This is a genomic window from Amphibiibacter pelophylacis (assembly GCF_037688875.1).
Taxonomy (GTDB): Bacteria; Pseudomonadota; Gammaproteobacteria; order Burkholderiales; family Burkholderiaceae_C; genus Amphibiibacter; species Amphibiibacter pelophylacis.
On record NZ_JAWDIE010000001.1, the window covers coordinates 202,980 to 216,413 of the forward strand.

General features: G+C 68.6%; 11 protein-coding genes. 5 read left to right on the top strand and 6 right to left on the bottom strand.

Annotated features, from left to right (window positions below):
* Positions 1-19: 19 nt before the first annotated feature.
* A complete protein-coding gene (locus RV045_RS00935) occupies positions 20-520 on the bottom strand; it encodes a YajQ family cyclic di-GMP-binding protein (protein WP_423233880.1) in 501 nt (166 codons plus the stop codon).
* A 101-nt stretch (positions 521-621) separates the two neighbouring features.
* Between RV045_RS00935 and murB the strand changes: the two genes are divergently transcribed.
* Both murB and RV045_RS00945 read left to right on the top strand, forming a co-directional pair.
* Positions 622-1,659: a UDP-N-acetylmuramate dehydrogenase gene (gene murB, locus RV045_RS00940; protein ID WP_423233953.1), complete on the top strand. Its 1,038-nt coding sequence runs from the start codon at positions 622-624 to the stop codon at positions 1,657-1,659.
* 199 nt (positions 1,660-1,858) lie between these two features.
* Complete coding sequence (locus tag RV045_RS00945) at positions 1,859-2,056, top strand: hypothetical protein (protein ID WP_423233881.1); 198 nt, start codon at positions 1,859-1,861, stop codon at positions 2,054-2,056.
* Between the two features lie 9 nt (positions 2,057-2,065).
* On the opposite strand, the gene RV045_RS00950 is transcribed toward RV045_RS00945, so the two are convergent.
* On the bottom strand, positions 2,066-4,036 hold the full coding sequence (locus RV045_RS00950; protein WP_423233882.1) for a B12-binding domain-containing radical SAM protein: 1,971 nt from the start codon (positions 4,034-4,036) through the stop codon (positions 2,066-2,068).
* A gap of 219 nt (positions 4,037-4,255) precedes the next feature.
* On the opposite strand from RV045_RS00950, the gene RV045_RS00955 reads away from it, so the two are divergent.
* From RV045_RS00955 to RV045_RS00965, 3 genes are read left to right on the top strand one after another with little or no spacing between them, the layout of a single operon-like run.
* Complete coding sequence (locus RV045_RS00955; RefSeq protein WP_423233883.1) at positions 4,256-5,200, top strand: sugar ABC transporter substrate-binding protein; 945 nt, start codon at positions 4,256-4,258, stop codon at positions 5,198-5,200.
* A gap of 21 nt (positions 5,201-5,221) precedes the next feature.
* Complete coding sequence (locus RV045_RS00960) at positions 5,222-6,820, top strand: sugar ABC transporter ATP-binding protein (RefSeq protein WP_423233884.1); 1,599 nt, start codon at positions 5,222-5,224, stop codon at positions 6,818-6,820.
* Positions 6,817-7,803 (top strand): ABC transporter permease, encoded by a 987-nt coding sequence (locus RV045_RS00965; protein WP_423233885.1) that lies wholly within the window; start codon positions 6,817-6,819, stop codon positions 7,801-7,803. The genes RV045_RS00960 and RV045_RS00965 overlap by 4 nt, the downstream gene beginning before the upstream one ends.
* 43 nt (positions 7,804-7,846) lie before the next feature.
* On the opposite strand, the gene RV045_RS00970 is transcribed toward RV045_RS00965, so the two are convergent.
* Genes RV045_RS00970 through recO form a run of 4 tightly spaced genes read right to left on the bottom strand, consistent with a single transcriptional unit; the run spans position 7,847 to position 13,432 of the window.
* Positions 7,847-11,263 (bottom strand): DEAD/DEAH box helicase, encoded by a 3,417-nt coding sequence (locus tag RV045_RS00970; protein ID WP_423233886.1) that lies wholly within the window; start codon positions 11,261-11,263, stop codon positions 7,847-7,849.
* A gap of 51 nt (positions 11,264-11,314) precedes the next feature.
* The gene (acpS, locus tag RV045_RS00975; RefSeq protein WP_423233887.1) at positions 11,315-11,710 is read right to left on the bottom strand and encodes a holo-ACP synthase; all 396 of its coding nucleotides are present in this window, start codon (positions 11,708-11,710) and stop codon (positions 11,315-11,317) included.
* 14 nt (positions 11,711-11,724) lie between these two features.
* A complete protein-coding gene (locus RV045_RS00980) occupies positions 11,725-12,612 on the bottom strand; it encodes a pyridoxine 5'-phosphate synthase (RefSeq protein ID WP_423233888.1) in 888 nt (295 codons plus the stop codon).
* 55 nt (positions 12,613-12,667) lie between these two features.
* Positions 12,668-13,432: a DNA repair protein RecO gene (gene recO / locus RV045_RS00985; RefSeq protein ID WP_423233889.1), complete on the bottom strand. Its 765-nt coding sequence runs from the start codon at positions 13,430-13,432 to the stop codon at positions 12,668-12,670.
* Between the last annotated feature and the right edge of the window lie 2 nt (positions 13,433-13,434).

The following is a 13,434-nucleotide window of genomic DNA, read 5'->3' on the forward strand; positions in this document are numbered from 1 at the left end:
GGCGTTGCTGCCGTCGGGGTCAATCCCGGAAATTGTTGAAAGCCAGCGGCAGGTCGTCGATGTCCTTGCGCAGCAACGCCATGGCGCTTTGCAGGTCATCGCGCTTGGCGCCGGTCACGCGCACGGTGTCGCCCTGAATGGCGGCCTGCACCTTGAGCTTGCTGGCCTTGAGCGCCGCCACGATTTTTTTGGCCACCTCGCTGGAGATGCCGACCTGCAGCTTGAGATCCTGCTTGACCTTGTCGCCGCCCATTTTTTCGATTTTGGCCGTGGTGTCCAGAAAGCGCACATCCACGCCGCGTTTGGTCAGCTTGGCCAGGATGATGTCGCGCACCTGGCCCACCTGAAAGTCACTGTCGGCATAAAGCACCACCTGCTTGAGCTTGGCGTCGTTGACCAGCTCGGCGCGCGCGTCGGAGCCTTTGAAATCGAAGCGGGTGCCGACTTCCTTGTTGCACTGGTCGACGGCATTGCGCACTTCGACCATGTCGGGTTCGAGGACGGTGTCAAAACTGGGCATCTTGGTGTCTTGATATGGAGGGTTGGTGACAGAATTCAAGACCCCGCGCCAGCCGGTCGCGGAGCCTGCGGGTCCAGCACCCATTGAACCAGAGTTTCATGATGACTTCTCCTGCTCCTGATTTATCCGTAGAACATGGCGTCAATTTGTGCGGTGCAAATACGTTTGGCCTGCCCAGCACCGCCGCCACGCTGGTGCGCATCCGCTCGCCGCAGGACGTGCGCCGCGTGGTCGATCACCCGGTTTACGGCGTGGCGCGCAAGCTCATCCTGGGCGGCGGCAGCAACCTGCTGCTGACACGCAACCTGGACGAGGTGGTGCTGAGCATCGAAATCGACGGCATCCGCGTCGTCGAAGACGGCCCCGACGCCACCCTCATCGAGGCGGGTGCGGGCGTGGTCTGGCACGATCTGGTGCGCTGGACGCTGGATCACGGCCATGCGGGCCTGGAGAACCTGGCGCTCATCCCCGGCACCGTGGGCGCGGCGCCGGTGCAGAACATCGGCGCCTACGGCCTGGAGGTGGGCGAGCGCATCGCCACCGTCCACGGCGTGGATCTGATCACTGGCCGCGCGGTTGAAATCACGCGCGACCAGTGCCGCTTTGGCTACCGCGACAGCATTTTCAAGCGCGAACTGGCGGGCAAGACCGTCATCACCCACGTACGCTTTCGCCTGCCCAAGCCCTGGCAGCCGGTGCTGGGCTATCAGGATCTGGAACGCCGCTGCCAGGAAACCGGCATCGCGCAGCCCGACGCGCGCACGATTTTCGATTGGGTCTGCGACATCCGCCGCGCCAAGCTGCCCGATCCGGCGCAGATCGGCAACGCGGGCAGCTTCTTCAAAAACCCCGTGGTGACCGCCGAACAGTGCCGCGACATCACGGGCCGCGACCCGCATCTGGTCTTCTACCCGCTGGATGACGGCCACTGCAAGCTCGCCGCCGGCTGGCTGATCGATGCCTGCGGCTGGAAGGGCAAAAGCCTGGGCCGCGCGGGCGTGCACCCGCGCCAGGCGCTGGTGCTGGTCAACCTGGGCGGCGCCACCGGCGGCGAGGTGCTGACCCTGGCGCGCGCCATCCAGGAGAGCGTCTACGGCCGCTTCGGCATCCGCCTCGAACCGGAACCGGTGGTGGTTTGAGCGGGACGATCGAGGCCTGAAGGGTGTCGCCGATGGCGACGGGTTTGACGAAGCGCAGCGTGTCCAGGCCCAGCAGCCCGTGCAGCGCGACCGAGACAATCAGCATCGTCGCGTCCGCCAGCGGCCGGTAGGCCATCTTGCGCCAGCCCAGTCGCTCGCGTGCCGAAGTGGACGCAGCGCTTGAGGCGGATCGTGATTCATGGGCTTGATCAAGCCGGGCGCCCGGGTCTACCTCGACACCAATATCCTGATCGACCTGATCGAAAGGGCCACGGATCCGTGGGCTGAAGCGCTGGATGCGCTCATGCAGCAGTTTGAGTCGGCAGGTGCGGTTTTCATCACCAGCGACAAAGGCATCCGCAACATTCCTGGCGGCATGGAGCTGCGGACGGTTTAGCCCACACCCTCACCGCCCCTGCGCCAGCACCTTCGTCATCCAGCCGCGTTTCACCGTCGGTTTGGGCACGCGCACGGGCAGAGGGTCGAACCAGCGGCGCACGTCGTCTTCGATGCACAGGGCGTGCATGTAGTTGTAAATGGCGCGGCGCAGCGCCTGGCCCAGCAGGTCGTGGGTCACGCCCGGCGGCAGTGGCGTGGGGTCGATGAAGCCGACGTCGTTGCGCGCGAAGCGGCCGGGCGGCAGCGGCTGCAGCGTGACGCCAAAGGCGGCCGGGTCCAGTCCCACGGGCGAATGCACGGTGCAGGTGAAGCGGTGGAAAAATCCGCTGTGGATGCAGCCATTCTCAAAAAGCTGCCGCACGTACTCCAGCGCATCCACGGTGTCCTGCAGCGTCTGGGTCGGAAAGCCGTACATCAGGTAGGCGTGGACCATCACCCCGGCCTGCGCAAAACCGTGCGTGACGCGCGCCACCTGCTCGACCGACACGCCTTTTTTCATGAGCTGGAGAAGCCGGTCGCTGGCGACTTCCAGCCCGCCGCTCATGGCGATGCAGCCGCTTTCGGCCAGCAGATCGGCCAGCTGCGGGGTGAAGGTTTTTTCGAAGCGGATGTTGCCCCACCACGAGATGCGCAACTGGCGGCGCAGCAGCTCTTCGGCCAGCGCCTTGAGCGATTTGGGCGGCGCGGCCTCGTCCACAAAGTGAAAGCCGGTCTGGCCGGTCTCGCCCACGATGCGCTCGATGCGGTCGGCCAGCACCTGCGCAGTGGTGGTTTCGAAGCGGCCGATGTAATCCAGACCGACATCGCAGAAACTGCATTTCTTCCAGTAGCAGCCGTGCGCCACGGTGAGCTTGTTCCAGCGCCCGTCGCTCCACAGGCGGTGCATGGGGTTGAGCAGGTCCAGCAGGCTCAGGTACTGCGTGATCGGCAGGCCGTCCCAGGTGGGCGTGCCGACGTCCTCAAAAGCCACGTCGGGTTCGGGCCAGTTCATGTAGCGGACGAGGGCGGTGTCGCTCTGGCCTTCTTCGCCGCCTTCTCGGACAAAGCAGCGCACCAGGCGCTGGCGGCCGCGTCGGCCCTGAAGATGCTCGATCAACGCCAGCACCGGGCGCTCGCCCGCGTCCAGGGTGACGAAATCGACACAATCAAACAGGCGCGGCTCGGACAGCTCGCGCAGCTCGGTGTTCACATAGCCGCCGCCCAGCGCGATGCGCACTTCCGGGTGAGCGCGCCGGATCGCCTGCGCGATGCGCAGCGCGCCGTACACCGAGCCCGGAAACGGCACCGACAGCAGCACCAGCTGCGGCCTGTGTTGCGCCACGGCGTCCAGCGCCAGCGTCTGCAGCCAGCCGTCCAGCAGTGTCGGCGGCGCGGCCAGCGCGTTGGCCAGCGGATCAAAACTGGCCTGGCTGGCGGCCAGGCTTTCGGCGTAGCGCACGAATTCGAAGCGCGGGTCGATGGCGTCGCGCAGCACGTCAGCCAGATCGTTCAGGAAAAGCGTAGCGATGTGCCGCGCCTTGTCCTGCACGCCCAGCGCGCCAAAAGCCCAGGCCAGCGGGTCTTCGACGCCGTCGTCAGGGTGGGCGTCCAGTGCGGCAAAACGCGGCCCTTCAGGCACCAGGCCGCGCACGGCCAGCCGGTGCGCCAGCGTGCTGTCCTGCCCCTGCAGAAAGCGGATCACCGGGATGATGCAATGGCGGTAAGCGTCAAACTGCGCCAGAAAAACATCCACCGTGGCGCTGCGGCCTTCGGGCGGCAGGGCCTGCGCCACCGCGCGTACGGCGTCCAGCCCTTCGGGCGTGAACACGCGCAGCACCAGTGCCAGCGCCAGATCGGCCTGAAACGCCGCCACGCCCTGGCCGCGCAGAAAGCCGGTCAGATAGGCCGTGGACGGGTAGGGCGTGCCCAGCTGCGTCATGGGCGGAATGAGACTCAGGACCCGGAACGGGTCGGCGGCAGTAGAGGGGGCGGCGGGCATGGGGGAGATTGTCGCCTGGGGAGGCTCCTGCGCTGGTCTGGGCCCGCAAACGGCCCTTTCCGTGCGAACTGTGCACGATTTAGCACCCTGATCTGCTGACGCTGTTAAGCAAGGGTAAACACAGGCCAGATGCCTCACCGCGTGCGATGGGGCCCTCATATACTGCGCTCGCTCACCCTTTGCCACGCACACCTCAGTGCTTTTTTGCCGGAGTTTCCCATGCGCATTTCACGCCGCCAAATTGGTCTCGCCGCCGCCGCTGTCCTTCTGGGCGGTGTGATGGCACTTCCGGCCCATGCCGCCGACAAACCCAAAGTCGCCCTGGTGATGAAATCCATGGCCAACGATTTCTTCCGCACCATGGAAGAAGGAGCCAAGGCCTACCAGAAGGCCAACGCGGCCCAGTTTGACCTGATCTCCAACGGCATCAAGGACGAGACCGACACCGTCGCCCAGATCAAAATGGTCGAGCAGATGGTCAACCAGCGCGTCAACGCCATCATCATCGCCCCGGCCGATTCCAAGGCGCTGGTCCCGGTGCTGAAAAGCGCGGTCGACAAAGGCATCCTGGTGGTCAACATCGACAACAAGCTGGACGACGCTGCGCTGAAAGAAAAGAACCTGAACGTGCCTTTCGTCGGCCCGGACAACCGCGCTGGCGCCAAGCTGGTCGGCGATTTCCTGGGCAAGCAGCTCAAGTCGGGCGACGAGGTCGGGATCATCGAAGGCGTGTCCACCACCTTCAACGCGCAGCAGCGCACCCTGGGCTTCCAGGACGCCATGAAAGCCGTCGGCGCCAAGGTCGTGCCGGTGCAGTCGGGCCAGTGGGAAATCGACAAGGGCAACACCGTGGCGGCTTCGATGCTGCGCGAGCACCCCGGCCTGAAGGCGCTGCTGTGCGGCAACGACAACATGGCGCTGGGTGCGGTGGCTGCCGTCAAGGCAGCGGGCAAGACCGGCAAGGTCGCCGTGGTCGGCTATGACAATATCGCCGCCGTGAAGGCCAAGCTGGCCGATGGCTCCATGCTGGCGACGGCCGACCAGTTCGGCGGCAAGCAGGCGGTGTTTGGCATCGAAACCGCGCTCAAGGCGCTGGCGGCCAAGCAGAAGCAGGCCGACATGCCCGCGGTCATCAAGACCGACGTGGTCCTGGTGACCAAGTAAACCCGGCTGGCGGGCGGCACCATGAGCGCTGTGGCGCAACCTGCGGCGCCGGTTCTGCAGCTGGAGGGCGTGGGCAAGGACTACGTCACCCAGGTGCTGGACCGCATCACCCTGAGCCTGCGGCCGGGTGAGGTTCTGGCCCTGACCGGCGAGAACGGCGCGGGCAAGAGCACGCTGTCCAAGATCATGGCCGGGCTGGTCGAGCCCACGCGCGGCACCCTGCTGCTGGACGGCCAGCCCTTTGCGCCGCGCAGCCGCCGCGAGGCCGAGGATCACGGCGTGCGCATGGTGATGCAGGAGCTCAGCCTGGTCGCCACGCTGACGGTGGCCGAGAACCTGGCGCTGGGCAGCATTCCGCACGGTGGCCTGTGGCGCGCCGGGCGCATCGACCGAAGCGCGCTGCGCCAGTTCGCGCAGCAGCAGCTGGCCCGCATGGGCCTGCAGGACATTGATCTGGACACGCCCGTCGGGCGCCTGGGCATAGGCACGCAGCAGCTCATCGAGATCGCGCGCAACCTGCGCGACAGCACGCGCGTGCTGCTGCTGGACGAGCCCACGGCCATGCTGACCCCGCGTGAAACGCAGGAGCTGTTCACGCAGATCCGCCGTCTGAAAGCGCAGGGGGTGGCCATGGTTTATGTGTCGCACCGCCTGGAAGAGCTGCGCGCCATCACAGACACCATGGCCATCCTGCGCGACGGCCAGCTGGTGGACTGGTGCCCGACGGCCTCGCTGTCCGAGGCCGAGGTGATCGAGCGCATGGTTGGCCGCCCGGTCGATCAGGACGAGAATCAGCCCACGCGCCCCGCTGGCGCCAGACGCCTGTCGGTGCAGGGCCTGGGCCGGGGCGATGTCGTGCGCGATGTCAGCCTGGAGCTGCACGCCGGTCAGATTTTCGGCATTGCCGGTCTGGTCGGATCGGGCCGCACCGAGCTGCTGCGCCTGATTTTCGGCGCCGACCGCGCCGATCGCGGCCGCGTCGAGCTGTATCCCGACACGGGTGCGCCCGTCGTCGCCGAAGGCGGCTGGCGCTCGCCCGCTGCGGCGCTGGCCCACGGCGTGGGTCTGGTCACCGAAGACCGCAAGGCTCAGGGCCTGCTGCTGCCGCTGCCCATCCGCATCAACGCGACGCTCAGCGACACGCGGGCCGTGGCGCGCGCAGGCGTGCTGCAGACGGCGCAGGAACGCGCCCGGGTGGCCGATTTCGTCCAGCGACTGCGTGTGCGCTGCCAGTCGCAGGAGCAGCCCGTGGGCCAGCTCTCGGGCGGCAACCAGCAGAAGGTGGTTTTTGCCCGCTGGATGCACCGGCCCTGCCAGGTGCTGCTGCTGGACGAGCCCACGCGCGGCGTGGACGTGGGCGCGCGCGCCGACATTTACGCCGTGATGGAGCAGATGTGCGCTCAAGGCTGCGCCCTGCTGGTCGTCAGCTCCGACCTGCGCGAACTCATGGCCATCAGCGACCGCATCGGCGTGATGTGCAACGGCGAACTGGCCAGCGTCTTCGAGCGCGGCCAGTGGACCGAGCAGAGCCTGCTGGCTGCGGCCTTCCCGGACGCCGCTGAACCGTCTGAAGGCCACGGACAGGCCGCTTCCCCAACCGAATCCCGAGAGCTGCCATGACCCCTGCCCCAAGCGCCGCAGACGCGCGCAAGCCCGCCTTCCTGACCGGCGAGGCCGGGACCTACCTGGGCCTGATCGCGGTTCTGGTCCTGATGGTGCTGCTGTTCTCCAGCATGAGCCAGTATTTTTTCTCGATGGACACGCTGGTGACCATCGCCAACGACATCCCGGCTGTCGCGGTGATGGCCGTGGGCATGACCTTTGTGCTGATCATCGCGGGGATAGACCTTTCTGTCGGATCGGTGATGGCGCTGGCGGCGGCGGTGGCGGCGCACGCCATGCTCAACCTGAACGCGTCGGCGCCGGTCGCCTCGCTGATGGCGCTGGCGGCCGGTCTGGTCTGCGGGCTGATCACCGGATCGGTCAGCGTGATCTGGCGCCTGCCGACTTTCATCGTATCGCTGGGCATGCTTGAGGCCGTGCGCGGTCTGGCCTACGTGGTCACCGATTCGCGCACGCAGTATGTGGGCGACGGCATCGCCTGGCTGTCGGCGCCCTTTGTTGGCGCGGTGTCGGTCTCGTTTTTTGCCGCGATTGCCCTGACCGTCGTGGCGCAGTGGGTGCTGACGCGCAGCGTTTTTGGCCGCCACGTGGTCGGCATCGGTACGAATGAAGAGGCCATGCGCCTGGCGGGCATTGACCCTCGCCCCATCCGCCTGACCGTTTTCGCCCTGATGGGGTTGCTGGCCGCCGTGGCAGGCCTGATGCAGGCTGCGCGCCTGGAGGCCGCTGACCCCAACGCGGGCAGCGGCATCGAACTGCAGGTGATCGCCAGCGTCGTCATTGGCGGCACCAGCCTGATGGGCGGGCGCGGCAGCGTGCTGGCGACCTTTCTGGGCGTACTGATCACTGCCGTGCTGGAAGCGGGCCTGGCGCAGTTGGGCGTCTCCGACCCCAGCAAGCGCATCATCACCGGCCTGGTCATCGTCGCAGCCGTCATCATCGATACCCTGCGCCAGCGCCGGGCGGATGCACGGCACTGATCCCGGCTGATCCGGGCCGACGAACCCGGCGGCTGAACCGGCCTCAGGCCAGCGGCGCCAGCAGCTCCGCGATATCGCTCTCGCTCAGGCGCGGCGCGCCCGTGGCCACGCCGCCGTCGGCATACAGGCCACGCGCCAGACCGGCCTTGCGCTCCTGCAGGGCCAGCACGCGTTCCTCGATGGTGCCTGCGGCCACCAGCTTGTAGACCATCACCTTCTGCGTCTGGCCGATGCGGTGGGCGCGGTCGCTGGCCTGGTCCTCGGCGGCGGGGTTCCACCACGGGTCGCAGTGGATCACGGTGTCGGCCTGCGGCAGGTTCAGGCCCACGCCGCCGGCCTTCAGGCTGATCAGGAAAATGGGCACCTCACCCTGCGTGAAACGGGCGATGACGGCGTCGCGCTGGCGCGTCTGGCCGGTGAGCTTGACCCAGGGCAGTTGCAGCTCGGCCAGCAGCGGCTCGATCAGCGCTAGCATCTGCGTGAACTGCGAGAAAATCAGCACCCGCCGCCCTTCGGCAATCATGTCGGGCAGGGTGTCGCGCAGCCAGTCCAGCTTGGCCGACGCGCTGATGCCGCGTGCCACATCCAGCTTGACCAGGCGCGGATCGCAGCAGACCTGGCGCAGCTTGAGCAGCGCGTCCAGCACCTGGATGTGCGAGCGGCCCAGGCCCTTGAGCGCCAGCGCCTCGCGCACCGAAGCCTCGGTGGTCAGGCGTATGGTTTCGTAGAGATCGGCCTGCGTGCCGCCCAGCTCCAGGCTGACGGTGCTGTCCTGGCGCGGCGGCAGCTCGCTCGCCACCTGGGATTTGGTGCGCCGCAGCATGAAGGGCGCGATGCGCCGCCGCAGTTGCGCCAGACGCTCGCCGTCGCCCTGCTTTTCGATGGGCGTGCGAAACAGCGTGCGAAAGCGCGTGCTGCTGCCCAGGAATCCCGGCATCAGGAAGTGGAACAGGCTCCACAGCTCGCCCAAGTGGTTCTCCATGGGCGTGCCAGACAGGCACAGGCGCTGGCGGCTGGACAGTTCGCCCGCCGCCTGCGCCGCGCGGGTGCGCGCGTTCTTGATGTGTTGCGCCTCGTCCAGCACCACCAGGTGCCAGGCCTGGGAGCGCCACAGCTCGATGTCGCGCACCAGCAGCGCGTAGGACGTCAGGATGATGTCGTGCTGCGCCAGATCGACCGCGTCCTCGTGGCGCTGCAGGCCGTGGTGAACGCGCACGCGCAGCGCGGGCGTGAAGCGCGTCGCCTCGTTGCGCCAGTTGCCCAGCAGGCTGACGGGCGCCACGACCAGCACCGGGCGGTCCAGGCGCCCGGCTTCGCGCTCGGCCAGGATGTGGGCCAGCGTCTGCAGCGTCTTGCCCAGACCCATGTCGTCGGCCAGCAGCCCCGCCAGACCGTGCTGGCCCAGGAACTGCAGCCAGTCCAGCCCGTGCTGCTGATAGGGACGCAGGCTGGCGTTCAGCCCGGCGGGGGGCGGCACGCTGGGCAGCGCGGCGCCCCCGGCGGCTGTGCCGATCAGGGCCTGCAGCGCTTTGGCGCCCGCCCAGGGCAGATCGGGCGCGAGCTGGCTGCCCAGGCGCAGCGCCTCCAGCCGCGACAGGCGCAGATCGCCGTCCACCGGCAGCGGGCGGTCTTCTGCCGTCAGTTCGACCAGCGCCGACAGCCAGGGGCGCAGCGGCTCGGTGGGCACGGCCCAGAAGCGGCCATCCCCCCGGGGCAGGAAAACGCGCTCGGGCCAGACGGAGGCCCGAGCCGACCCCGGCGTGGGCAATTGCGCAATGAGCTGCGGCAGCAGCGGCAGCACATTGATGCGCTGGCCCTGCACCTCCAGGCCCAGCGACAGATCAAACCACTCGGGCAGCGGCGTGCTGCTGACGACATCGTCCGGCGCATCAGAAGCACTGGCGCCACCCCCGCTCAGGTCGATGTGCAGCGCCTGGGCGTTTTCCAGCAGGCCGCGCTGGGGATCGGGCACCCGCACGTTCAGGCCCAGATCGCGCCAGGCGACGAAATCGCTGTCCAGCCAGGCCAGCCACAGGCTGGGCGGCTGCTCGGGCGCCAGGCGCCAGCGCGTGTCGCCGCCACGCACCAGACCGAGCTGGCTCAGCGCCTGGCGGGCGCTCTGCTCGGCGGCCAGCGCGCGGTGGATCAGCACCGGGGGCGTGCCCGGCAGCAGCTTGGGCGTCTGCAGATCGGTGGCCGCGACCGTGTGGCCGCCATAGTCGAAGCCCAGCGAAGCGCACAGCAGCAGTCCCGACCCATCGGCGTGCAGCTCGATCTGCGCCTGCGGGGCTTCACCGCGCACGACCAGGGGCTCGTCCAGACCCGGTGGCAGGCCGACGGTGCCCAGATGCGTCATCACGGATTGCGGATGATCGCGCAGCAGCGTGGGCGAGAGCGGCGGTGCCTGCAGCAGCACGGGCAGCAGGGCGGGAGGGACGCCATCGGCCACCGCAGGACCGCACAGGCCCAGGGCGGTGTTGATGTAAATCGGGGGCTCGTTCAGGAACACCTGCGCCCCCTCCTGCGTCAGCGTGGCCCGGAGCTGCCAGGCCTGCTCCGGGGTGGCCTGCCAGCGCCAGGTCAGCGGCTGTGGGCCGCCCCAGGCCAGAGGCACGCCGGGCTGGCCCGGGCTGCGGCTGCTGAACAGGCGCCCGCTGCGCGCGGCCAGTTCCAGCGCCATCAGGCCGGACGGGCCACGCAGCACGGCCTCGGTCAGGGTGTCATAGCTGTAGTAGCTGGTGCGGTGGGCGTTACGGCCCAGCATGTCGATCAGCTGGAAGATGTCGCGCAGGGTGTCGCTGCCGTGTCCGCCCTGGCCGCCGTTCGGGCTGGATGTGCGGCGCAGCTTGTTCCACTCGCCGCTTTTGCGCTGGCGCGATACGCCATAGCGCAGGCTGAGCACGGTGACGCTGGTCTGCGGCGCGGCGGGCACGCGCCCGGCCTGAAGCGGGCGCTCGGCGGGTGTCCGCTGCTCGTGGGGCTCCAGCAGCAGGACAAGCTGGTCTTCCAGCGGGTTGTCCTGCAGGACGGGCAGGGCGTCTTCGGAGGTGCTGCGCGCGAGCCGGTCCATCTGCTGCAGCCACAGCCAGCCCGGATCGGATTCGGCCGGAACCGCCGGGGTGCCGGGCGGCGAGAGCAGGCCGTCGCTGTCCTCCTGCGCCAGCGCGTGCAGCACCAGCGCGACGCCGTGTTTGCACTGCTCCTGCATGGGGCAGGTGCACCAGGCGCTGTAGCGCGCGGTGCCAGAGGCCGTGGCTTCCACGTACACCGAAACGTCGTAAGGCCGTTTCAGGCTGCCTTGCACCAGGCCGTGGATTTCGGTGGTGCCTGCGTTATCGCCCGCAATTTCCCAGTTCAGCACCTGGCCGTTGACGAAGAGCTTGCGGCCCCGGACCACGGTCTGCGCATCAAAACTGCGCTCCAGTGCGCCCAGACCTGCCACCACATTGCGGATATTCATCGGGCAGCATTGTACGGGCGGGGGAGGGCGGGCGACGTTATGGCTGCGCGATCAGCCTCCTTCGACCACCACCATCGCGGCGACCAGGCTGCGTTCGTCGCTCAGGCTGACATGCAGGCGCAGCCCGCGCTGGGCGATGTGGCGGGCGAGTTCGCCGTGGCAGTGCCACTGCGGGGCGCCGCTGGGGCCATTGAGGCATTCGCAGTCGTGCCAGGCCACGAGGCCTGCGACCCCGCTGCCCAGGGCTTTGCCCAGCGCTTCCTTGGCGGCAAAGCGGGTGGCGACGTAGTGCGCGCCGCGCTGGGGGCTGGCGGCGCTGCGGCGGGCGTATTCGTCGCGCTCGGCGGGGCCCAGCACGCGCTGTACAAAGGCCGCGCCGCGCCGCGCCAGCACGCGTGCTACGCGTTGCGGGTCGCACAGATCCAGTCCGATCCCGACAATCGCCATGCCCGCGTGCCGCCTCAGCCCAGCAGCGGGCGTGCGGCGCGGGCGGTCTGGACGTCGCGGCTGACGGCTTCGGCCAGAGGCATGTCCTGCCAGTCGCGCGACCCGGCGCGCTGGATGGCGGCCAGGTAGGCGCGGGTGGCGTCGGTGTACCCCCGGTCCAGCGCGTCGGCAACGAAGGCGTGGCCGATCGAGACCTCGTCCACCTGCGGCACCTGCGCCAGGAAGAGCGTCAGGTTGTGCAGATTCAGATCGTGTCCGGCGTTGACGCCCAGGCCCGCCGCCTGCGCCGCCTGGGCGCTGTCGATGTAGCTTTGCAGATTCTCCTGCAGCGCGGCCAGGCTGTCGTCGCCGGGCTGCTCCATGGCGGCGGTGAAGGCGCGGGCGTAGCCTTCGGTGTACAGCTCGACGCGGTCAGCGCCCAGCAGCGCCGCGTGCGCCATCGCTCCGGGCACAGGGTCCATGAAAAGGCTGACGCGCACGCCCGCCACTTTGGCGCGTTCGATCAGCGGGCGCAGCTCGTCCGCCTGCGCGGGCAGATCCCAGCCGTGGTCCGAGGTGGCCTGGCCGACGCTGTCGGGCACAAACGTCATCTGCTGCGGACGCGTGCTTTCGGGCAGGAAATCCAGCAGGTTGTGGCCGGGGTTGCCTTCGATGTTGTACTCGATGTGCGGCCAGGTCTGGCGCAGCAGCGTGGCCAGGTCCAGCACGTCGTGGGTGCGGATGTGGCGCTGGTCGGGCCGGGGGTGGACGGTGATGCCGTGCGCACCCGCCAGCAGCACAGCCTGCGCGGCGTGGGTGACGCCGGGGATGTCCAGCGTGCGCGTGTTGCGCAGCAGCGCCACCTTGTTGAGGTTGACAGACAGGCGGGGAGCGGCGTGCTCGGCGTTGGCCACAGGGTTCATGGCGATCGGGTCCAGTCAGAGGAAAGGGTCGGAAAAATCAAAAGAATCTGAAAAATCAGGAGGATGGCGTTGCCGCGCTGATCGCGGCGTGCACCCCCTGCATGACCTGGCGCGAGCGCAGGGCGTGGCCCAGATGGTACTGCAACACCCCCTGAAGCTGCTGGCGCAGCCCCGGCCCGGCCGCGCCGCAGACGGCCTGCAGGTGCGGCAGGTGGCCGCGAGCCCGCTGCAGCGCCTGCCACAGCGCGGCGGGCAGGCCCTGGGCCGGGTCGGTGGCGGGCGTCAGGCCCAGCTGCGGGTGCAGGCGCCAGGCGGTGTCGGCGCCCAGCGGCGCCTGGCGTGCGGTGTCCTGGTCGAGCTGCGGCAGCCAGCCCAGCGCGTCCAGGTTGGTGATCTCGAAGGCGCGCAGGGCCGGTCCTGCTGCGGCGTCCGGCGCCAGCGCACACAGGTGGGCCAGCGTGGCGGCGTAGGCGTCAAACAGCGCGGGCGCAGGCTCGTGCAGCGGCACGAGCCGGGTCAGCAGCTCGTTCAGGTAGTAGGCGCTGAGCAGATGCCGCCCCGGCAGCACCGGCCCGCCCGCCCAGTCGGCGCTGCGCAGGGTTTCGATGTCGCGCACCTCGGCGCGGCGGCCGCGCACCAGCACCAGGTTCAGGCGCTGGAAGGGCAGCAGCACCGACCGAAGCTGCGACCCCGGCCGCTTGGCGCCTTTGGCGACGATGATGATCCGCCCGCGGGCGCGGGTGAAGGTGTCCAGGATCTGGCTGGATTCGCTCCAGTCGTGGTGGTGCAGCACATAGGCGGCCAAGCCGGAATCGCCCACGG

What these genes read in the sequence shown, in the direction of transcription:
- RV045_RS00935 (WP_423233880.1), bottom strand. Translation starts at nt 520, where the DNA reads ATGCCCAGTTTTGACACCGTCCTCGAACCCGACATGGTCGAAGTGCGC.
- murB (WP_423233953.1), top strand. Translation starts at nt 622, where the DNA reads ATGACTTCTCCTGCTCCTGATTTATCCGTAGAACATGGCGTCAATTTG.
- RV045_RS00945 (WP_423233881.1), top strand. Translation starts at nt 1,859, where the DNA reads ATGGGCTTGATCAAGCCGGGCGCCCGGGTCTACCTCGACACCAATATC.
- RV045_RS00950 (WP_423233882.1), bottom strand. Translation starts at nt 4,036, where the DNA reads ATGCCCGCCGCCCCCTCTACTGCCGCCGACCCGTTCCGGGTCCTGAGT.
- RV045_RS00955 (WP_423233883.1), top strand. Translation starts at nt 4,256, where the DNA reads ATGCGCATTTCACGCCGCCAAATTGGTCTCGCCGCCGCCGCTGTCCTT.
- RV045_RS00960 (WP_423233884.1), top strand. Translation starts at nt 5,222, where the DNA reads ATGAGCGCTGTGGCGCAACCTGCGGCGCCGGTTCTGCAGCTGGAGGGC.
- RV045_RS00965 (WP_423233885.1), top strand. Translation starts at nt 6,817, where the DNA reads ATGACCCCTGCCCCAAGCGCCGCAGACGCGCGCAAGCCCGCCTTCCTG.
- RV045_RS00970 (WP_423233886.1), bottom strand. Translation starts at nt 11,263, where the DNA reads ATGAATATCCGCAATGTGGTGGCAGGTCTGGGCGCACTGGAGCGCAGT.
- acpS (WP_423233887.1), bottom strand. Translation starts at nt 11,710, where the DNA reads ATGGCGATTGTCGGGATCGGACTGGATCTGTGCGACCCGCAACGCGTA.
- RV045_RS00980 (WP_423233888.1), bottom strand. Translation starts at nt 12,612, where the DNA reads ATGAACCCTGTGGCCAACGCCGAGCACGCCGCTCCCCGCCTGTCTGTC.